Raw genomic sequence first — 19,712 nt, 5'->3', positions numbered from 1 at the left:
CCACTCTTCCCATCAAGAGACGAGGTTCGCCATGAAGCGCATCACCGCAGTCATCAAACCGTTCAAACTCGACGAAGTGCGCGAGGCCCTCGCGGAAGTCGGCCTCACCGGCCTGACCGTTACCGAGGTCAAGGGGTTCGGCCGCCAGAAAGGGCATACCGAGCTCTATCGTGGTGCGGAATACGTGGTCGACTTTCTGCCGAAAGTGAAGATCGAAGTCGTGGTCGCGGACAGCCAGTGCGATCAGGTCATCGACGCGATCATCGGCGCGGCGCGTACCGGCAAGATCGGCGACGGCAAGATCTTCGTCGCGGACGTCGAGCGCGTCATCCGTATCCGTACCGGCGAAGAGAACGAAGCGGCCGTATAAGCCGACGCAATCACGCACCGGCCCGGTGCGCGCAACGGCAAAAACCGTGCGCCGAATAAAAAACGGTGCAATACCCTTGCGGATATCGCACCGATACGCGCCTCTCGCAGCAGCGTGAAAAAGATTCTCTCGAAGAAACCTGTATTACACCCCGAGGGATGACCCTCGGGGCGCACCGTTCGATCAGAACGAGTGCTGGATACCTGCGTACACGCCGCTTTGCTGGCGGCCTTGCAGCGGGTTGTCCGTTGCAGCGGCGAAGCCCGCATTGTTCGCGTTCAGACCGAAGTTAGCATTGCGGCTGTTGCGCACCGTCGCTGCCTGCAGGTCGAGCAGCGTGCGCTTCGACAGGTTGTACGAACCGCCAACCGTGTAGATCGTCGCATTGCCCGCGCCGTTGTTGCCGTTCACGTGGTAGACCGCCGCGATCAGTGCTGCAGCCGGCGTTGCCTGCCACGTCACACCGCCCCATTCGTGATCGAGCGTGGTCGGCTGACCGGGCAGAACCCCCGTTGCGCCTGCCGAACGGACTGCCTGGTAAGCAGCCTGAATCTTGAACTGGCCGAGGAACACGTTCAGCAGAGCGGAGTACTCGCGCGATGCAGCGAATACGCCGTTGGCCGTGTTAGCCGTATTGATACCGTTGTTGGCGACCGGGCCACCCCACAACCCACCGGTCGTCGGGTTGCGGATTTCGTCGTACAGACCGCGGACCTGAAAGAGCGAGGTCGTGTAGGTGACCTGCGCGCCAGCTTCGCGACCTTGCGGCGTCGTGCCGTTACCGTTCCAGCTCGTCGCGTTCGACAGCGCGTACTGACCGTAGAAGTCAAAGCCTGCGATCTTCGGCGACTGGTACGCGAAGTTGTTGCTCGACTGCGGCCAGTTGCGGCCACGCACCAGCGATGCCGACGACCAGTTCGACTGACCGAACGGGTCGAAGTCCCACACGCCGTTCGAGATGAAGAGCATGCGGCCCATCGTGAACGTACCGTACTGGTTGTTCGAAATACCGACCGTTGCCCAGCGATTGAAGAGACCGCCGCCGCCGGGACCTGCGCCCGTCATCGTGTTGAACGAGCCTTCCAACTGGAACAGGATCTTGTTGCCGGCGCCGATGTCCTCGACACCCTTCATGCCCCACAGGCTGGTGCCCCAGTCGCCGCTTTCCGCCTTGAAGCGGTTCGAGCTGGTGTTGGCCGCGCCGTTGGCGTTAGCGCCTGTCGGGACGCCCGACATGTACTCGAGACCTGCATCCAAACGGCCATACAGCGTGACGCTACTCTGAGCGTGTGCAACAACGCCGGCCGACATCAGCGCAGCGACGAGCAAAGCTTTCTTCATCTTCTCCTCCATACCCTGTCAAAAAAGAAACCCAGTACTGCGAGTGGTGTTCGGACGCGATAAGCACCGAACAGAAAGCGGTACCAGGGAGAGTGGCGGGTGGATAGGGATTCTCCTGTCATGACATGTAGCGTCGAGCTATCTTTGCATCATGCCGATCCCACGCCGACCGGTTCTCCTCTGCGTTTTGAAGTGAAACTACTTTTAATCAACTTTGTTTTGCTACTTTGGTTACCAATTTATCAAAAATAACTTTAACTGGGAGAAGAAATTAGTACCGCCAACAGGGGGTGTCGCCAAATTGCAATACGAATGTGGGCTGGGACCCGAAGGAGTTCCTCGGGAAAAGGCGAAAAGCCTTGTCCGGCAAGGGAATCGCGGCTTGGAAGGGGTCGTATTAAGGATTGTCACTATTGACGAGTCAAAAGTGGCGGGGTAGGCGAAAACTCGGCCTGAATGGCCCGTTTTGTGGGATTTTCGGCGCTTTTTCGTCGTTCGAATGGCCGGGCGGAAGGACATGGTAAAAACGAAAAAGGCGCTCGTAAGCGCCTTGTAAAACTACATTGACTACATTTTCCATGCCATTCGCATCATAAGTCGCGGGTAATTTTATTACTTGAGACTGCCCGACAGGAATTGCTTCAGACGTTCGCTCTTCGTGTTCCTGAACACTTCGTCGGGATGGCCTTCTTCCTCGACGCGGCCCTGGTGCAGAAACATCACGTGGTTCGACACATTGCGCGCGAAGCCCATTTCGTGCGTGACGACGATCATCGTGCGGCCCTCCTCGGCGAGCTTCTGCATTACCTTCAGCACTTCGGCGACGAGCTCCGGGTCGAGCGCGGAGGTCGGCTCGTCGAACAGCATCACGTCGGGGTGCATTGCCAGCGCCCGCGCTATCGCGACACGCTGCTGCTGGCCGCCCGACAGATGCGACGGATACTGCTTCTCGAGACGCGGCGCGAGACCGACCTTCTCCAGATATTCGCGCGCGCGGTCCTCGGCTTCCTTGCGCTTCAGACCGAGCACATGCACCGGCGCCTCGATGATGTTCTCGAGCACGTTCATGTGCGACCACAGGTTGAAGTGCTGGAACACCATCGAAAGCTTGGTGCGCACACGCTGCAACTGCTTCGGGTCCGACACGCGCAACGCGCCGTCCCTGGCGGTCTGCGTGCGCACTTCCTCGCCGTCGACGAAAATGCGCCCCGCGTTCGGCTGTTCGAGAAAATTGATGCAGCGGAGCATCGTGCTCTTGCCCGAACCGGACGAACCGATCACGCTGATCACGTCGCCGGCATTGGCTTTCAGCGACACGCCCTTGAGGACTTCGTTGTCGCCGTACTTTTTGTGAAGCTGGTCGACGAAGAGCTTCTGCTTCTTGGAGTTCATCAGGATCCTTAACGAGCTTGCTTGTCCAGGGACGCGCAGTTACTTGCCTTGCGGCCGCAGGTAAGCGAGCCAGCGACGCTCGGCGCGGCGGAACAGCCACACGAGCGCGAAAGAAATACACAGATACAGCAGCGCGGCGATGCCGAACGCATTGAACGACTGGTACGTCGCGGAGTTCACGTCGCGCGCGATCTTCAGGATATCCGGCACCGTGGCCGTGAACGCGACGGTGGTCGCGTGCAGCATCAGGATCACTTCGTTGCTGTAGTAGGGCAGTGCGCGGCGCAGCGCCGACGGCAGAATCACGCGCCGGTACAGCGTGAACGACGACATGCCGTACGCGCGCGCCGCTTCGATCTCGCCGTAGGGCGTCGCCTTGATCGCGCCCGCGAAGATTTCGGTCGTGTACGCGCAGGTATTCAGCGTGAACGCGAGCAGCGTGCAGTGCATGCCGTCGCGAAAGAACGCGTTGGTCAGCTCGTTGTTGCGGATGATCTCGAGGCTGTAGAGACCCGTATAGCACAGCAGCAGCTGCACGTAGAGCGGCGTGCCGCGGAAGATATACGTATAGAGCCACACGAGGCCCGCGAGCCATTTCTTCTTCGACACGCGCGCGACCGCGAGCGGCACCGACAGGCAGAAGCCGAGGCCGATCGACACGACCAGCAGCCATAACGTGATCGCGACCCCGGTGAAGCGATAGCCGTCGGTGAACAGATAGTTGCGCCAGTATTGCTGAATGATCTCGATCATAGATCCGCCTTTCGCACGCCGGTCGAGTAACGCTTTTCGAGGTACATCAGCACGAAGTTCGACACGGTGGTGATGACGAGATAGATCGCCCCCGCGAGCAGGGTGAAGAAGAAGAACCGCAAGGTACCCTTGCCGGCGTCCTGCGAGGCCTTGACGACGTCGGCGAGACCGATGATCGACACGAGCGCGGTCGCCTTGACCATCACCTGCCAGTTATTGCCGATGCCCGGAAGCGCGAAGCGCATCATTTGCGGGAACATCACGCGCGAGAACACCTGCCAGCTCGTCATGCCGTAGGCGGCGCCCGCTTCGAGCTGGCCGCGCGGCACCGCGATAAACGCGCCGCGAAACGTCTCGGTGAAGTACGCGCCGTAGATGAAGCCGAGCACCGCGACGCCGGCCACGAACGGGTCGATGTCGATCTGCTCCCAGCCGAGCGCGTCGGTCAGGTTGTTCAGCCAGATCTGGATGCTATAGAACAGCAGCAGCATCAGCACGAGATCGGGCACGCCGCGCACGAGCGTCGTATACACCGTGCCGATGCCGTTCGACAGACGGTTCTTCGACAATTTCGCCGCCGCGCCGAGCAGGCCGAGCACGAACGCGAGCGCGAGCGAGAACACCGCCAGCCTGACGGTTTGCCAGGTGCCGCTGAGAAGCAGCGGGCCGTAGCCTTGAAGGAACATAGGTAGTCCACGACGATGCGCTACGCGCACCGCGAAAGACGCGGTCCGCGTAGCGCCGCGTCGGGGACGAGCGCCTGGCTCGCCGTGATCCGCAGCGCACAGCGTGCCGCTGTGCAAATCATGCTGCAGAAACGTTCGTGCTCCTGCAGCGCGCTTGTGGGACTTTCGTCTCGGATTGTTTTGAATCTACTGCCTGGTGTCGCCACCTTCGTTGCCGCTTTCCTGCCACCGGCACGAGCCGGCTTACCACGCAGTATCCTGCCTGTTTCGCTCAACGGCCAGGATAAATGTCGAAATCGAAGTACTGCTTTTCGAGCTTCCTGAACGTGCCGTCCTGATGAACCTCGGCGAGCGCCTGATTGAACTTCGCCTTCAGCTCGGCATCGCCCTTGCGCAGACCGATCGCGGTGCCTTCGCCGATCGTCTGCGGATCCTTCACTTCCGGACCGGCCCAGGAGAACCCTTTGCCGCGCGGCGTCTTCAGAAAGCCGGCGTCGGCCTGCACTTCGTCCTGCAGCGCGGCGTCGAGGCGGCCCGACGCAAGATCCGCGTACACCTGGTCCTGATTCTGGTACGACACGACGAGCACGCCCTTCGGCTCCCACCAGGCCTTCGCGTACTGTTCCTGCGTCGAACCCTGCTCGACGCCGACGTGCTTGCCTTTCAGCGATTCAGGGGTGGGCAGAAGCGGCGAACCGGTTTTCGCAATCATGCGGGCGGGCGCGTCGAACATCTTGTCGGAGAAGTCGATCTGCTCGCGGCGCTTGTCGGTGACGCTCAGCGAGGAAATGATCGCGTCGAACTTGCGAGCTTTCAGCGCCGGGATGATGCCATCGAGATCCTGCGCGACCCACACGCACTTCACGTTCATCTTCGCGCACAGCGCGCGGGTCAGATCGGCATCGAAACCGACGATGTCGCCATTAGGCGCCTTCGATTCGAATGGCGGATAACTGGCGTCGACCCCGATGCGCACCGTTTTCCATTCTTTCGCCATCGCGCCGGTGGCCATGACTGCCAGAGCCACGCACAGTGCGAACTTCTTCATGTTTCTCCTGAATCAAACTGATCGTCGTAATGACACGACTCGACGAGCACCGGCCGAGGGCCGACGGTCGGTATTCTAGGCGGTCAAAATTGCCGTGCCGCAGGGATCGTCGCCGCGCTCTGGTCGTCCTTGCGCGGGCGGTTCGTCCGACGTGGCGCGCCGGTCCGGCGCGTTCGGTGCGTATCGGGCGTGGCTCGCACGGTTTGGTGCCGAGTCGAAGCCCGTCGCGCACCGGTTGCGGCCCGCCCGCCGAGGCTTGCCGGCGCGGCCTGCGCGTCCCGCGGGACGTCCACGCGGCTTGAAAAGCGCGGTATTTTACCCGAAGAGCGGCAAGCTGCCAGCGCAGCGCGGCATCGAGCGGCAAGACGCCGTGCAACGCGTTGTGCGTGCGCGACGCCGGCGCGGTTTTGCGGGCGCCGGCTGCCGGGCATCCGGGCGCCGGGCTTTCCGTGCGATGGGCTCGCCGGTCGCGCGATTGCATGCAGCGATGGAACGCTGCGGTGCGGTTGCGCACGATTGTTATGGGGCGGCGCAACCCCTACATTCCCAGCATCGCTCTGATTGACTACTTACCGGGAGACTTTCCATGATCGAGATTCGCCGCTCCGCAGAACGCGGTCACGCCAACCACGGCTGGCTCGACTCGTATCACAGCTTCTCGTTTGCCGATTACCGCGACCCCGAGCACGTGCACTTCGGGCCGCTGCGCGTGATCAACGAAGACCGCATCGCCGGCGGTCAGGGTTTCGGCGCGCACGGGCATCGCGACATGGAGATCGTCACGTATGTGCTCGAAGGCGCGCTCGCGCATCGCGACAGCATGGGCAATGGCTCGACGATCCGTCCCGGCGACGTGCAGCGCATGAGCGCGGGCACCGGCGTGCAGCATAGCGAGTTCAACGCGTCGCGCGACGAACTCGCGCACTTGCTGCAGATCTGGATCATCCCGCGCCGCGCGGGCGACCAGCCCGGCTACGAGGAAAAGCGCTTCGACGCCGACAGCAAGCGCGGCCGCCTGCGCGTGATCGCGTCGCCCGACGGCCGTGACGGCTCGGTGACGATCCATGCGGACGCGTCGATCTACGCGGGACTGTTCGACGGCGCCGAACACGCGACGTTCGCGCTGCCGGCGGGGCGCCTCGGCTATTTGCACGTCGCGCGCGGCACGCTGAGCGTGAACGGCACGGTGCTCGAGGCGGGCGACGCCGCGAAGCTCAGCGACGTCGACACGGTGACGCTGGAAAAGGGCGACGACGCGGAAGTGCTGCTGTTCGATCTGGGTCAGTTGAACGGCTGATTCAAGCAGTTGATTCGCGCGGGCCGCCGATCGAGCGGCGAGCAGCGCCAAACAGCAACGCCACGGAAAACCTCTTCCGTGGCGTTTTTCTATTAGCGAGGCGCCCTCCCTGGTCCGCCTCGCGAATGCGCCGCTTATTGATTGGCGGCCGGCGCCGACGCGGCGCCCTTGTGATGCTCCCAGCGCTCGCGCATCTTCTCGTGACGCTGCTCCATCCGCGCGAAGCGCTGCTTCAGCGCCGTGCTGACGGTGGTCTTCTGCTGGTCGTTCAGGCCGTTATAGAACTTCAGCCACGCGTCGGTGGTTTGCTGACGCAGTTGCGCGTCCTTCTGCTCGATCTGCTGATGCGTCGCGGCCATCGCGTTCAGATCCAGGATCGGCTGTTGCTGTGCGGCCTTGAACTGGTCTTGAACCTGCTTGTGGTTGGCGCGCATCGCTTCGCGGTTCTGCTTCATCGTATCGAGCGCGTTTTGCCACAGCTTTTCCTGATCCGCGTTCAGCTTCAGCCGGTCGTGGAGTTGGGTCAGTTCCTTCATGAAGTGGCCATGCCAGCCGCCGGGCCCGCCGTGCGCCTGCTCGGCGGGTTGGGCGGCGTAAGCGGCGCCCGCGCCGATGGCGAGAGCGGTGGCAGCAACGGCGAGAACGCGCGACATCTTTTTGGTGGACATATGAGGCTCCTTGTAATGGAATAGCCGACGAAGCAACCGGTCTTTGGACTGCCTGCACTCGGTAAGGCACAGCGTAGAGAACCGCGTGCGCCGCTGTGTTACGCGCCCGGACGCCGCTATTACCAGCAATTACGTGTGGCTTTCACCGTAACACCCGGTAACCCTTCAGACCGTTTGGAAAACGAAATCCCTTTTGGCTGCGCGTTAAACTTCATTCCATGGCTACTCAAATCCTGGTCGTCGACGACGACGTCGAACTGCGCGATCTGTTGCGCGACTATCTCGCCCGTCAGGGCATCGAAGTTTCGGTGCTGCACGACGCGGGCTCGCTCGAACGGCGCCTCGAGCGCGAGCGCCCCGACCTCATCGTGCTGGACCTGATGATGCCCGGCGTGGACGGCCTCACCGCGCTGCGCAAGCTGCGTGCGTCGGGCGACGATATCCCCGTCATCATGCTGACCGCGCGTGCGGACGACGTCGATCGTATCGTCGGGCTCGAACTCGGCGCGGACGATTACCTCGGCAAACCGTTCAATCCGCGCGAACTGCTCGCGCGCGTGCAGGCGGTGCTGCGGCGGCGCCGCACGCTGCCGTCGGCGGCCGCGCCCGAGCAGCGCGAGCCGTTCAGCTTCGGCCGCTTCACGCTGGATTTCCAGTCGCGTACACTGCATCTCGAAGACAAGCCGCTCGCGCTGTCGGGCAGCGAGTTCGCGCTGCTGAAGATTTTCGTCAATCACCCCATGCGCACGCTCACGCGCGAGCGCCTGCTGGAACTGCTGCACGGTCCCGAGTACGACGGCACCGACCGCGGCATCGACGTGCAGGTGTGGCGCCTGCGTCGCATTCTCGAAACCGATCCATCCACGCCGCGCTTCATCCAGACCGTGCGCGGCCGCGGTTACGTGTTCGTGCCGGACGGCGAGCAGCATGCGTCGGCCCATTGATTCGCTGTTCGGGCGGCTCGCGCTGCTCGTCGTCGCGGTGCTGTTGCTGTCGCATTTCGCGTGGTATGCGCTGATGCGACTCGAACGTTCGCAACTGCAAACGCGCTACGCGGTCGAGGAAGCGACCTTCCTCGTCGACGCGGTGCGTCAGCACGTCGCCCGCACACCGGATCAACCGCTGCCGTCGCGTGTGAAGCTGGTCGACCCGGCGAGTCCGGACGTGCCGGCGGCCAGCGCGAACATGCCGCCGCCGCTCGCGCGTTTCGTCGAGGACGTGCGCGACCGCATGCCGGCCGACACCCAGGTGCGCGTCGGTCCGCCCGGCGCCCCGCCCATGCTATGGGTGCGCGCCGTGACCGATCAGAACTGGATCGTCGTGCCGGTGCAGCCGCTGCGCATGCCGCGCTCGCTCGACCGCACGGTCTTGTGGCTCGTCATCATTTTCTCGTTTGCGGTGATGGCGGCGCTGTTCGCTGCTTGGGCGCTGCAGCGGCCGCTGCGCTTGCTCGCGCAGGCGGTGGCGCGCTTCGGTCGCGGGCTGCCGGTGCCGCCGGTGCCCGAGCGCGGGCCGCGCGAGTTGCGGCAACTCACCCATGGCTTCAATCAGATGGTGCAGGAAGTCGCGCGCACCGAGAATGATCGCGCGGTGATGCTTGCCGGTGTCGCGCATGACCTGAAGACGCCGCTCGCGCGTCTGCGGCTGCGCGCCGAAATGATGGACGACGCGAAGACGCGCGACGGCGTCGTGCGCGACGTCGATTCGATGACGCATATCGTCGAGCAGTTCCTGCTGTTCGCGCACGACGGCGCGGACCGCAGCGAACCCGTGGAAGTGGATGCGCAGTGCGAGCGTGTCGTGCGCAGCTATCGGGCGGTGGCCACCAGTGCGCCGACCGTGCACACGGAACTGAACGCCGGGCCGTCATTTCTGCTGCCGGCGGCCACGCTCGACCGGATTCTGTCCAATCTGATCGACAACGCGCATGCGTATGGCGCGCCGCCGGTGGTCGTCGCGACCGCGCGCACACCGCAGAGCTTTACGCTATCAATTAGCGACAGCGGCACGGGCATCGCCGCCCAGGACCTGATCAACGCGAGCCGGCCGTTCGTGCGGCTCGATCCGGCGCGAGGCGGCAACGGCCATAGCGGGCTGGGCCTTGCGATTGTCGAGCGGCTCGTGCGGCGTGCGGGCGGTGAATGGGAAATCGGCAATCATGGCGGCCGCGGTTTGCGGGTGTTGATGAGTTTTCCGTTCGACGTGCTGCCGCGGGTCGTGACCGCCTCGGAAAACGCCTGGTAGAAGCAGGGGTGTTGGAGTCGCGATGCGCGCGCGAGGCGTCGGTATCGCGAGCGGCGAGAGCTCAGTCCGAAAACAGCGTATTCAACGCGTTCGCCGTTTCGCTATCGACGGTATTCCACGTCACCGATTCCGCCTCGAAAATATAGTGCGTCGTATATTTGCCGAGGCGCGCGAGTATTTCCTCCTGAATCAGTTCCGGCGCGACCTCCAGTTTCAGATACCACGCGGTCGACGACAGACGCGTCTGGAACGCGCCGTATTCGGCGAGCAGCTGGTCGAAAGCATCAGCGTCGTGATCGCGACAGACGATCACCAGATTTCCCTTCATGCGAATCTCCCGTTAGTGCGGTAGTGACAATCCGATATCAGGATTGATGATACCTGCTTCGTTGTGGGAGGCTCGGCGTCGTTTTCAGCGCGGGGCAGGGTGTCGGCGTGGGTTGGCTGAGCGGAGAGGGCGATACCGTCGCGCGCTGAATATTTCGGCGAGCGTCAGGCATTCACCAGGCATTCACCGCGGTGCGCGTAGGCGGCGCCGTATCGTCGGGCGGCAGTGCTTCGGTGCGGTCGCGCCCGCCGGTCTTCGCCGCATACAGCGCGGTATCGGCGCGGCTCATGAGACGCTCGGGCAGATCGTCGGGCGACAGTTCGGTGATGCCGATGCTCACGCTCAGCCCCGCCGAGGCCGGCAGCTTCGGCGAGGGCACCGCTTTCAACCGCAGCCGCAGACGCTCGACGACTTCGCGCCCGCCCGTCAGATCGGTGGCCGGCAGCAGCAGGCCGAACTCTTCGCCGCCGAGCCGGCCGACCGCGTCGGAGCCACGCAACTCGGCGCGACACGTATCGACGAAATGTTCGAGCGCGCGGTCGCCGGCGGCGTGGCCGAAGCGGTCGTTGATCTGCTTGAAGTGGTCGAGATCGGCGATCGCCATGCACAGCGGTTCGCGCGCCGCGTGCGCGCGATCGATCTCGTGGCGTAGCAGGTCGAGGAAATAGCGCCGCGACAGCGCGCCGGTCAACGCATCGTGCCGCGCCTCCGCCGACAGCAGCGTATTGGCCGACTGTAACTGCTCGGCGAGATCGCGTGTCGCGCGATGGTGGCGCCGCTCGCGCACGTAGGACACGGTGATCACCCACGCGAGCGCGACGGTGCCGGCCAGCGTCAGGAACACCAGCAGGTGGTCGCGCTTGTGGTTGCGCAGCAGCTCCGGCCACGCGGCGAGCGGATCGACCAGGTGCGCGGAGAGCCCCGAGTTCAGGCCGCCGCGGTTCTGATAGAGCGCCGGGGCCGGCCGTTCGATCATGCCGAACAGCTGCGCGGCGACCGACGCCGGCACCCACGGCGCCTGCTCACGCACTTGCGTGTCTTTGCGGATCAGCATGTCGGGGAACGTCTCCCGGCGGTAGATGATGCGCCGTTCGGCGGGGCTCATCAGCGTGACGCGCGAGTTCGGCAACGCGTGGCCTTCGAGCGCGCTGTTGTGCGCCATGATGATGACGCCGTTGTCGTCGGACACGAAGGTGCCCGCGTGCGCGACCCAGTGGCGCAACCGCGCGATGCCGACCTTCGCGACCACCGCGCCGACCAGCAGCCCGTCCGCGTACACCGGCGCGGCGATGAAGATGCCCGGCTCGCCGCTCGCGCGACCCACGCCGTAGGCTTCGGAGAATGCGCCGAGCAGCGCGTTGGTCAGATAGCCGCGCGCGCGCATGTCCACGCCGACGAACGATTGCTGCGCACCCTCGGGGTTCGACATCGTGCCGCTCGACGCAACACAGATGCCGTTCGCGTTGACGATCCAGACCTGATCGAGCCCGGAGAAGCCCTGCGCTTCGTGCAGGAACCTGCTGACCCCGGCCATCTTCGGATCCTTGAGCAAGGCGGCTCGCAAGGCGGGTTCCGCCGCCTCGCTGTTCACGGCATAATTCTGCGATTGCACGAGGGCACGCTGGACCACGTCCATTTCGGCCATCGTTGCGGGGATGGCGCGGGACATCGCGAGGTCGCTGGCAATCACTTCGGCCATGTTGTCGACGATCGACGTGGACATTTGCCGCTGCGTGCGCAACGCCGCGTCCAGCTCTTGCTGTACCATCCGGTCCGCGACCATGCCAGCCACGAACCAGCAGACGAGTACGATCAGCACGAAGCTGACCGGCCCGGCTACCTGGCGCAAGGTTGTCCTGTTCATCGACCCTCTGATCCGTCTGGCTGTGACATGCAACTTGCTCGTTCGTGGGCAGCGCGCTCTCAACGCTGTGTCGTTATCTGCATCAGCTGCGGTTTCGTCCCGTCGCGAGCGAGGTGCGCTGCGCCGTCGCCATGCCCGGGATGATCCGCTGATAAACAGGTACGTCGTTTCCCGATTTTAACCGTCGCGGGGCACGATGCCACCGTTATTGCTGGGATGCCGCCTGCATATGCCGCACTGATCAGATTCTTAACGGCAGCCGCGCCGCTTTCTTGATAGCTGTGCGGGCCAATGAAGCGATCGAGCGACGACGGCCGGGGCGACGCGCCGATGTGGCTTGCGCGCCACGCCGCGAGACGGCCTCGCGACGTGTCACGCTGAAGCACGCGGCAGCAGAGTACAGTGCGGCGCGGCGACGCGTGCCGGGGCTTGCTGAAGCCTTACGCCCCGGCCTCGCAAGGCCGTATCGCAATTTGCGGCGAAAGGTTGTGCCTGAAACATAGGATGGTGTAGTGTCGTGCCGTCCAAAACGAGGAAAGCCCGCCAGCCCTCGGGCGGCGCCCGCGGCGACAGGAGTTCGGCGTGATGGTTGTGGTCGTGGGCGACGCGTTCACGAATCTGTCCATTGCCGGCCCATGTGTCTCCAACGCTAACGATTTACCACGCACGCGCGTTTTGCCATGCCTGATTTCCGCTTTCCGGACCGACCCATAGACCGCCGCGGAGCAGCCGCGGCCTCCTTCGAGCGTTCGAATGCCTGTTTGAAGAGGGAGGGCATCTGATGGATTTCAGCTTCAACCTGAACCGCACCGCCAATGCGTCGGCATGGCGCGTGTTGCCCAACCGCTGGGACTTCGTCGCGTTCCCGCTGATCATCTGCCTGATCGCGATGGCGTCGATCGGCTTTCACGAGACGCTCGCGCCGATGTCGACGCTAAAGACGCAGGCGATCTCGCTCGATCCGGCCAACCTGCCCGAGTACGCGATGCGCACCACGCTGCGCATGCTCGCGGCGATGGTCGCGTCGCTGATCTTCACGCTGGTCTACGGGACGCTGGCCGCCAAGAGCCGCCGCGCCGGTCTCGTGCTGGTGCCGATTCTCGACATCCTGCAGTCGGTGCCGGTGCTCGGCTACATCTCGTTCACGGTCACGTTCTTCCTCGCGATGTTCCCGGGCCGCGTGCTCGGCGCCGAACTCGCCGCGATCTTCGCGATCTTCACGAGCCAGGCGTGGAACATGACGTTCAGCTTCTATCAGTCGCTGCGCACGGTGCCGCGCGATCTCGACGAAGTCTCGCGCGGCTTTCATCTGACTTCATGGCAGCGCTTCTGGAAACTCGAAGTGCCGTTCTCGATGCCCGGCCTGATCTGGAACATGATGATGTCGATGTCGGGCGGCTGGTTCTTCGTCGTGGCTTCCGAAGCGATCACGGTCGGCAATCATACGGTTACGCTGCCGGGCATCGGCGCCTACCTGGCGCAGGCGATCAGCGACAAGAACCTGCACGCGATCGGCTGGGTCATCCTCGCGATGACGGTCGTGATTCTCGCCTACGACCAGTTGCTGTTCCGTCCGCTCGTCGCGTGGGCCGACAAGTTCCGCATGGAGTTCACGAGTTCGGGCGATGCGCCGGAATCGTGGCTGCTCGACCTGATCCGCCGCACGCGGCTGATTCACCGGTTGCTCGTGCCGCTCGGCTGGATGTTCGCGCGCGCGGCTCGGGTGCGCTTCCAACTGCCGGCGTTCAGCGCGCCGCGCTTTCACATCCCGCAGCGCGAGAAGAACTCGAAGCTCGGCGACTTCATCTGGGCGGCGATCGTGCTGCTCGCCACGGTGTATGTGGTGTACCGCGTGTTCCTGTATGTGCGTACCGGCGTGACGCTCGACGAGATTGGCCACGTGTTCGTGCTGGGCCTGATCACGCTCCTGCGCGTGGTCGTGCTGATCGCGATCGCTTCCGTGATCTGGGTGCCCGTCGGCGTGCTGATTGGCCTGCGCCCCGCGCTCGCGGAAAAGATGCAGCCACTCGCGCAGTTCCTCGCGGCGTTCCCGGCGAATTTGCTGTTCCCGGTGTTCGTGATCGCGATCGTGCGCTTTCACCTGAATCCGGACATCTGGCTGTCGCCGCTGATCGTGCTCGGCACGCAGTGGTATATCCTGTTCAACGTGATTGCAGGTGCAAGCTCGTATCCGAACGACTACCGCGAGGCGGCCAAGAATTTCCACATTCGCGGCTGGCAGTGGTGGCGTCAGGCGATGCTGCCGGGCATTTTTCCGTACTACGTGACCGGTGCGATCACCGCGTCGGGCGGCGCGTGGAACGCGAGCATCGTTGCCGAGTTCGTGCAGTGGGGCGATACCAAGGTCGCCGCGCATGGCCTCGGCGCCTATATCGCGCAGACTACCGCGGCGGGCGACTATCCGAAGATCATCGTGGGCATCGCCGTGATGTCCCTATTCGTGACCCTGTTCAACCGTCTGCTGTGGCGTCCGATGTACGCCTACGCCGAAGGCAAGCTCCGTCTAGATTGAGAAATGAAGGCTTAACGCGATGCAAAATCCTAAAGCTGCTATGACCGCCGCGCCGATCCAGACGCCGCCGAAGCCCCCGCGCCTCGGCGAGGAAATCCTGCGCGTGAAGGACGTGTGCCGCGGCTTCAACAAGACGCAGGGCGAACTGCTCGTCCTCGACGACGCGAATCTGTCGCTGCGCGAGGGCGAGATCGTCGGCCTGCTTGGCCGTTCGGGCTCGGGCAAGTCGACGCTGTTGCGCATCATCGCCGGTCTGATCGAGCCGACCGACGGCGAAGTCACGTACATGGGCAAGCCGCTCGCAGGCCCGGCCAAGGGTGTCGCGATGGTGTTCCAGACCTTCGCGCTGTTTCCGTGGCTGACCGTGCTGCAGAACGTGGAAGCGGGTCTCGAGGCGCAAGGCGTCGGTGCGTCGGAGCGGCGCACGCGCGCGCTCGCCGCGATCGACCTGATCGGCCTCGACGGCTTCGAAAACGCGTATCCGCGCGAGTTGTCGGGCGGCATGCGCCAGCGCGTCGGCTTTGCGCGCGCGCTCGTCGTCGATCCGACGCTGCTGCTGATGGACGAGCCGTTCTCCGCGCTCGACGTGCTGACCGCCGAAACGCTGCGTACCGACCTGCTCGATCTCTGGACGCAGGGGCGCATGCCGATCAAGGCGGTGCTGATCGTGACGCACAACATCGAGGAAGCGGTGTTCATGTGCGACCGCATTCTGGTGCTGTCGTCGAACCCGGGCCGCGTGATCGCCGAGATCAAGGTGCCGTTCAAGCATCCGCGCAACCGTCTGGACCCGGCATTCCGCCGCCTCGTCGACGAGATCTACGCGAAGATGACCGCGCGTCAGACCGACGAAAAGACCAAGAAGGGGCTGGAGCTCGGTAGCTGGCTGCCGCACGTGTCGACCAACCTGATGGCCGGTCTGATCGAAACGCTCGCCGCCGCGCCGTATCACGGCCGCGCGGACATGCCGGAAATCGCGCGCTCGCTGCATCTGGAGGTCGACGATCTGTTCCCGATCGCCGAAGTGCTGCAGCACCTCGGTTTCGCCGACGTGCGCGAGGGCGACATTTTCCTGACGCCGCCGGCGCGCGTGTTCTCCGAGTTCGGCACGCAGGAACGGAAGATGATGTTCGCCGAGCATCTGCTGCGGCACGTGCCGCTCGCGGCGCGGATCAAGAAGGTGTTGAACGAGCGGCCCGGACATCGCGCGCCGCGCGTGCGTTTCGAGCAGGAGCTCGAGGACTTCCTGTCGGACAGCGCGGCGGAAGAGACGCTCGACGCGGTCATCAACTGGGGCCGTTACGGCGAGATCTTTTCGTATAACGACCAGACCGAAATCTTCAGTCTGGAAGACGTGGAGTCTTAAGCCTGGGTTGCCGCGGAAACGACTGCGGTTCAGACAAAAAAGCGGCGAGGAAAACCTCGCCGCTTTTTTATTGCAGATTGCCCCAGCGTGCAACTGCCGGCTCGGCCGTCGCCCACTTCCAACCCTTGTCCTGCTGGCACGCGCTCGCCGTGAACCACCTCTCGGGCGCGTTCGGGCCGTCGCCGTCCTGCACCGAGAACACGAAATCCTTGCACAGCGCGAGCGCCGAGCTGAACGCGCGGGTTACGCGCACCTCGCCATGGCCGTTTTCGATCGGCAAGGTGTGCTTGACCGACCACGGTTTCGTTTCGCCGACCGGCATCGTGCCGACCAGCGCCGCCATCAGATCCTGCTGATCCTTGTGCATGCTGCGCATGTAGCGCGCGACCGCTTCGTCGGTCGCGGCCTGCACGGCCACGCCGACGCCGAGCGCGACGGCCGGATTGCTGGTCACGAGGCCTGACGCGATACCCGCCGCCGCGCCGCTCGCCGCGCCGATCGACGCGCAGCCGCTCGCCAGCAGGCTCGCGCCGACGCATAGCGCGCCGGCCGCGATGAGCCGCATCCGATCACCCATCGGAACGCCAAGCGAACGCAATTTCATTGCAGCGCACCCCAGCGCTCGGTGGCGGGTTCGGCCGATGCCCAACGCCAGTCCTTACCATCACGGCAAACCGATGCGATGTAGAACGCGCTGCTCGCGGGCTTGTCGCGGGTTTCGTTTTGATCGACGGAAAAGACGATTTCCTTGCAGTCGAGCTGGCCGGTGCTGATCAGACGGCTGACGGTCACGCGGCCGTGTTCGTCGTCTTCGATTGGGAAAGAGTGGGTGATGCTCCACGGGGCGACCGCGCCGACCTCGAGCGGACCGGCCGCCTGCGCGATGCTGTTCTGCGTATTCGTGTGAACTACGCGCTCCGAGTACTGCACACCGGCGCGCGCGGCGGCGACCGCGCCAAGACCGATACCGGTCGCGACCGCCGCATTGCTGGTGACCTTGCTGGCGACCGCGGCGCCCGCGACACCGGCGCCCGCGACCGCGCCTTCCGAGTACAACGAACTACAGCCGCTCAATGCCGACGAAACCGCCAGCGCCAGCGCGATCAGCGCTGCTACGTGGGGGCGTTTGCCAGCGACATCGGACTTCGCGTTGACAGCCCACACCATGTTCTTTTGCATTTCTCCCGTCCCTGCCCGTACAGGTGCCTGCGTTCACGCTTCGCGCGTGTAAACGAAGGACACGTCGTTCATTATGCAGCCGCATTGTGCAGGATGCGTTTTGTAATTGGCAGCGAAAAAGTGCAAGAAATTGCAAAACATCGTGCGCTGTGATGTTTTCTGTCGCATGGGCGGGCTTACCTGGCTCTGCCAGGTATTGGGGACATCAGGTAAATTTGCCGTCGGCGTGAGACGTTGAGCAGGTGAATTCGGTGCCGCGAAACCCGCGGCGAAAGGATCATGACGAACAGCGCAACAGCTGGCCGCCGCCATCGGCGCACGGCTCGCGTTGCACCGTGCCTATGAGTCGGCTTCGTCTTCCCCGCTTTCGTCGCCGTATGCGCTCAGCCGGTTGTACAGTGTTTTGAGGCTCACGCCGAGCGCTTTGGCAGCGCGTCGCTTGTCGCCGCCGCAGTACTTGAGGGTGCCGAGAATGATCTGCTTCTGCGCGTCGGCGAGCGGCGTGCCGATCCACACGCTCATCGCGTCGCGCTTGCGTGACCGCTTTCTTGACTCGCGACGCAAGATGCGGATGCGGCAATTCAACCGTCTTTTCCGCGAGAATGAACGCGCGATAGACGGCGTTCTTCAACTCGCGCACATTGCCCGGCCACGACCACGAACGCAGCGTTTCGATCGAGCGTTTGCTGAAGCTCTTGTTGGTGCCTTCCTGCTGATTCAATTGCGCGAGGAAGTGTTGCGCGAGCAGTTCGCGATCGTTTTCGCGCTCGCGCAGCGGCGGCGCGCGCAGCGGAAACACCGCGAGCCGGTACATCAGATCCTCGCGCAAGCCGTTTTCCTTGACGGCTACGGCGGGGTCGCGATTGGTCGCGGCGATCACGCGCACGTTGCCGCTGATCAACTCGTTGCCGCCGACGCGATAGAACGTGCCGGTTTCGAGCGCGCGCAGCAGCTTGACCTGGCGCACCGGCGCCATTTCGGTGATTTCGTCCAGAAACAGCGTGCCGCCGTTCGCATGTTCGAAGTAGCCGACGCGGCCCTGGACCGCGCCGGTGAAGCTGCCTTTTTCGTGGCCGAACAGTTCGGCTTCGATCAGCTCATCGGGAATCGCGCCGCAGTTCACGGCGACGAACGCGCCGTCCTTGCGGCCGCTGCGCTCGTGAATGGTGCGGGCGATCAGCTCCTTGCCGGTGCCCGATTCGCCGATGATCAGCGCGGTCGCGTCGGTATCGGCGACGCGTTCGATCTGTTCGTACAGATCGAGCATTACCGGCGACGAGCCGTACAGCAGCCCGTACGATTTCAGTCCCGCGACGGCGTCCGCGACGCGCTGCTTCGCTTGTGGCGAAGCATTGCCACCGGCGGACACGGTGGGCGAGTCCAGATCGATTGACGCCATAAAAAGGGAAGTCCTGTGCAAATGGAGTTCGTTGCGGCGCGCAGGCCTTGAATGCGATAGACCGTACAGCCACTATCTCATAAAAGACGATTTAACCACTTCGACACTGATTCCGGCAATCGAACTGGCAGCCGCTGAAATAGCCGTGCGCGCAATCGGTCGAAAATGCGCGAAATTGGCTTTATCAGCGCGCAGGAGCGGTAAATATACCGGGCACATGCATTGCATCATTGACCGTTTGATCGAGTCGTGCGAGGTTTGACGGCTACGTCGCAGCGCCGCCGGCCAGCGCAAACCGGCAACCCGCATCGTGCGCCCGAAGCCCGAACTGTTGCACCGTCGACGCACCGATTCCGCGGCAACGCACGAACGCCGAATCAGACGAGGAGTGAACGATGACTGACACCACACAACAACTTGCACTCGGCGGACAGAAGATCGTCGAGGATCTTCGGGTGCTGCTGAGGGACTCGGAGGAAATGCTGCGGCTCGCCGCCAACGTGCCGGGCGAAGGCGTCGACGCCTTGCGCGACCGACTCGGCACGCACGTGGAAACGCTGCAATCGACGCTCGGCGATGCGCAACGCAACGTGCATCGCCGATATCGCGGGGCGGCGGTCAGCGCCGAGCACTATGTGCGCCATAACCCGTGGCGCTCGCTCGCGCTCGCGGCGGGCAGCGGGTTTCTGCTCGGCGTGCTGGTCGCGCGTTAGGCGCGGCGCACGCTTGGCACGGCTGCATCCATCCGCATCACGATCCAAGGAGTTCATGATGACACGACCCACAATTGGTTTTTTTGGCGCATTGATGGCAATCGGCGGCTTCCTGGCGGTTCGCTACGTGCAACACAAGCGCACGGGCCAGGTCTCACCGGCGCGCGAGCTGAGCCGCTGGGAAAACGAGGGCGGCGCGGTGGCGGCGCCGGCGACTTTGTCGACCGAGCTGGCGCCTGCCTCGCACAGCGCCAACGGCTCGGGGCAGGTCAACGGCGAACCCCGCGCATGGCCGTTTCCGCGCGGCTGACGCGGTTGGCTCGAATGCAACGCGGCCTGCGGCCGGCGCCTGGAACGGGATTGTTAAATGAATCTTATAAAGCCGTATAATAGGTAAATAGACAACAATGACGCGGAAGGTGGCGCGAATCTGGCCGTTATTGTTGCAATTTTTCATCAAATGGTCGGCGGAACGGAACGCAATCGATTCCGCGTCATGCAGCCGACCGGACCCAGCCGCATGCCCATTGG

Annotated in this window: 18 protein-coding genes and 1 pseudogene; 8 read left to right on the top strand and 11 right to left on the bottom strand. The window is 63.7% G+C overall.

What is annotated here, in order from left to right:
- Positions 1-31: 31 nt before the first annotated feature.
- On the top strand, positions 32-370 hold the full coding sequence (gene glnK, locus OKW38_RS14880; protein WP_013088783.1) for a P-II family nitrogen regulator: 339 nt from the start codon (positions 32-34) through the stop codon (positions 368-370).
- A gap of 183 nt (positions 371-553) precedes the next feature.
- Here glnK and OKW38_RS14875 read toward each other — a convergent pair whose 3' ends face one another.
- The 5 genes from OKW38_RS14875 to OKW38_RS14855 form a co-directional block, all read right to left on the bottom strand.
- The gene (locus tag OKW38_RS14875; RefSeq protein ID WP_090805622.1) at positions 554-1,711 is read right to left on the bottom strand and encodes a porin; all 1,158 of its coding nucleotides are present in this window, start codon (positions 1,709-1,711) and stop codon (positions 554-556) included.
- 612 nt (positions 1,712-2,323) lie between these two features.
- Positions 2,324-3,103 (bottom strand): ABC transporter ATP-binding protein, encoded by a 780-nt coding sequence (locus OKW38_RS14870; protein ID WP_090803548.1) that lies wholly within the window; start codon positions 3,101-3,103, stop codon positions 2,324-2,326.
- Between the two features lie 39 nt (positions 3,104-3,142).
- Positions 3,143-3,856 carry an ABC transporter permease gene (locus OKW38_RS14865; RefSeq protein WP_018419774.1) on the bottom strand — a complete coding sequence of 238 codons (714 nt, stop codon included), beginning with the start codon at positions 3,854-3,856 and terminating at the stop codon, positions 3,143-3,145.
- Complete coding sequence (locus tag OKW38_RS14860; RefSeq protein ID WP_090803552.1) at positions 3,853-4,542, bottom strand: ABC transporter permease; 690 nt, start codon at positions 4,540-4,542, stop codon at positions 3,853-3,855. The genes OKW38_RS14865 and OKW38_RS14860 overlap by 4 nt, the downstream gene beginning before the upstream one ends.
- 271 nt (positions 4,543-4,813) lie before the next feature.
- Entirely contained in the window at positions 4,814-5,590 is a 777-nt protein-coding gene (locus OKW38_RS14855) for an ABC transporter substrate-binding protein (protein ID WP_429362081.1), read from the bottom strand.
- A 586-nt stretch (positions 5,591-6,176) separates the two neighbouring features.
- Here OKW38_RS14855 and OKW38_RS14850 point away from each other — a divergent pair.
- Positions 6,177-6,887 (top strand): pirin family protein, encoded by a 711-nt coding sequence (locus tag OKW38_RS14850; RefSeq protein ID WP_018419778.1) that lies wholly within the window; start codon positions 6,177-6,179, stop codon positions 6,885-6,887.
- A gap of 134 nt (positions 6,888-7,021) precedes the next feature.
- On the opposite strand, the gene OKW38_RS14845 is transcribed toward OKW38_RS14850, so the two are convergent.
- Positions 7,022-7,555 carry a periplasmic heavy metal sensor gene (locus OKW38_RS14845; protein WP_090803559.1) on the bottom strand — a complete coding sequence of 178 codons (534 nt, stop codon included), beginning with the start codon at positions 7,553-7,555 and terminating at the stop codon, positions 7,022-7,024.
- Between the two features lie 218 nt (positions 7,556-7,773).
- Between OKW38_RS14845 and OKW38_RS14840 the strand changes: the two genes are divergently transcribed.
- Together OKW38_RS14840 and OKW38_RS14835 are read left to right on the top strand one after the other, a co-directional pair.
- The gene (locus OKW38_RS14840; protein ID WP_090803560.1) at positions 7,774-8,499 is read left to right on the top strand and encodes a response regulator; all 726 of its coding nucleotides are present in this window, start codon (positions 7,774-7,776) and stop codon (positions 8,497-8,499) included.
- The gene (locus OKW38_RS14835; RefSeq protein WP_429362079.1) at positions 8,483-9,799 is read left to right on the top strand and encodes an ATP-binding protein; all 1,317 of its coding nucleotides are present in this window, start codon (positions 8,483-8,485) and stop codon (positions 9,797-9,799) included. Before OKW38_RS14840 ends, OKW38_RS14835 begins: the two co-directional genes overlap by 17 nt.
- A gap of 61 nt (positions 9,800-9,860) precedes the next feature.
- Here the strand turns inward: OKW38_RS14835 and OKW38_RS14830 are convergent, their stop codons facing one another.
- Entirely contained in the window at positions 9,861-10,127 is a 267-nt protein-coding gene (locus tag OKW38_RS14830) for a hypothetical protein (RefSeq protein WP_090803564.1), read from the bottom strand.
- Positions 10,128-10,299: 172 nt separating this feature from the next.
- Positions 10,300-11,991 carry a sensor domain-containing diguanylate cyclase gene (locus tag OKW38_RS14825; protein ID WP_429362077.1) on the bottom strand — a complete coding sequence of 564 codons (1,692 nt, stop codon included), beginning with the start codon at positions 11,989-11,991 and terminating at the stop codon, positions 10,300-10,302.
- Positions 11,992-12,772: 781 nt separating this feature from the next.
- Here OKW38_RS14825 and OKW38_RS14820 point away from each other — a divergent pair.
- A complete protein-coding gene (locus OKW38_RS14820) occupies positions 12,773-14,524 on the top strand; it encodes an ABC transporter permease (RefSeq protein ID WP_090803567.1) in 1,752 nt (583 codons plus the stop codon).
- A gap of 19 nt (positions 14,525-14,543) precedes the next feature.
- On the top strand, positions 14,544-15,890 hold the full coding sequence (locus tag OKW38_RS14815) for an AAA-associated domain-containing protein (RefSeq protein WP_026225663.1): 1,347 nt from the start codon (positions 14,544-14,546) through the stop codon (positions 15,888-15,890).
- A 67-nt stretch (positions 15,891-15,957) separates the two neighbouring features.
- On the opposite strand, the gene OKW38_RS14810 is transcribed toward OKW38_RS14815, so the two are convergent.
- The 3 genes and pseudogenes from OKW38_RS14810 to OKW38_RS14800 form a co-directional block, all read right to left on the bottom strand.
- Entirely contained in the window at positions 15,958-16,494 is a 537-nt protein-coding gene (locus OKW38_RS14810; RefSeq protein WP_090803568.1) for a hypothetical protein, read from the bottom strand.
- The gene (locus OKW38_RS14805) at positions 16,491-17,069 is read right to left on the bottom strand and encodes a hypothetical protein (RefSeq protein ID WP_429362075.1); all 579 of its coding nucleotides are present in this window, start codon (positions 17,067-17,069) and stop codon (positions 16,491-16,493) included. Before OKW38_RS14805 ends, OKW38_RS14810 begins: the two co-directional genes overlap by 4 nt.
- 339 nt (positions 17,070-17,408) lie before the next feature.
- Positions 17,409-18,468: pseudogene (locus tag OKW38_RS14800) on the bottom strand (sigma-54 interaction domain-containing protein).
- A gap of 395 nt (positions 18,469-18,863) precedes the next feature.
- On the opposite strand from OKW38_RS14800, the gene OKW38_RS14795 reads away from it, so the two are divergent.
- Both OKW38_RS14795 and OKW38_RS14790 read left to right on the top strand, forming a co-directional pair.
- The gene (locus OKW38_RS14795; protein WP_429362073.1) at positions 18,864-19,181 is read left to right on the top strand and encodes a DUF883 family protein; all 318 of its coding nucleotides are present in this window, start codon (positions 18,864-18,866) and stop codon (positions 19,179-19,181) included.
- Positions 19,182-19,239: 58 nt separating this feature from the next.
- The gene (locus OKW38_RS14790; RefSeq protein ID WP_018419790.1) at positions 19,240-19,491 is read left to right on the top strand and encodes a hypothetical protein; all 252 of its coding nucleotides are present in this window, start codon (positions 19,240-19,242) and stop codon (positions 19,489-19,491) included.
- Positions 19,492-19,712 lie beyond the last annotated feature (221 nt).

This window comes from Paraburkholderia sp. MM5496-R1 (assembly GCF_050436205.1).
In the GTDB taxonomy this organism is placed as follows: Bacteria; Pseudomonadota; Gammaproteobacteria; order Burkholderiales; family Burkholderiaceae; genus Paraburkholderia; species Paraburkholderia tuberum.
Note: the sequence above shows the minus strand (reverse complement) of the source record. Positions and strands in the feature narration are given on the sequence as shown.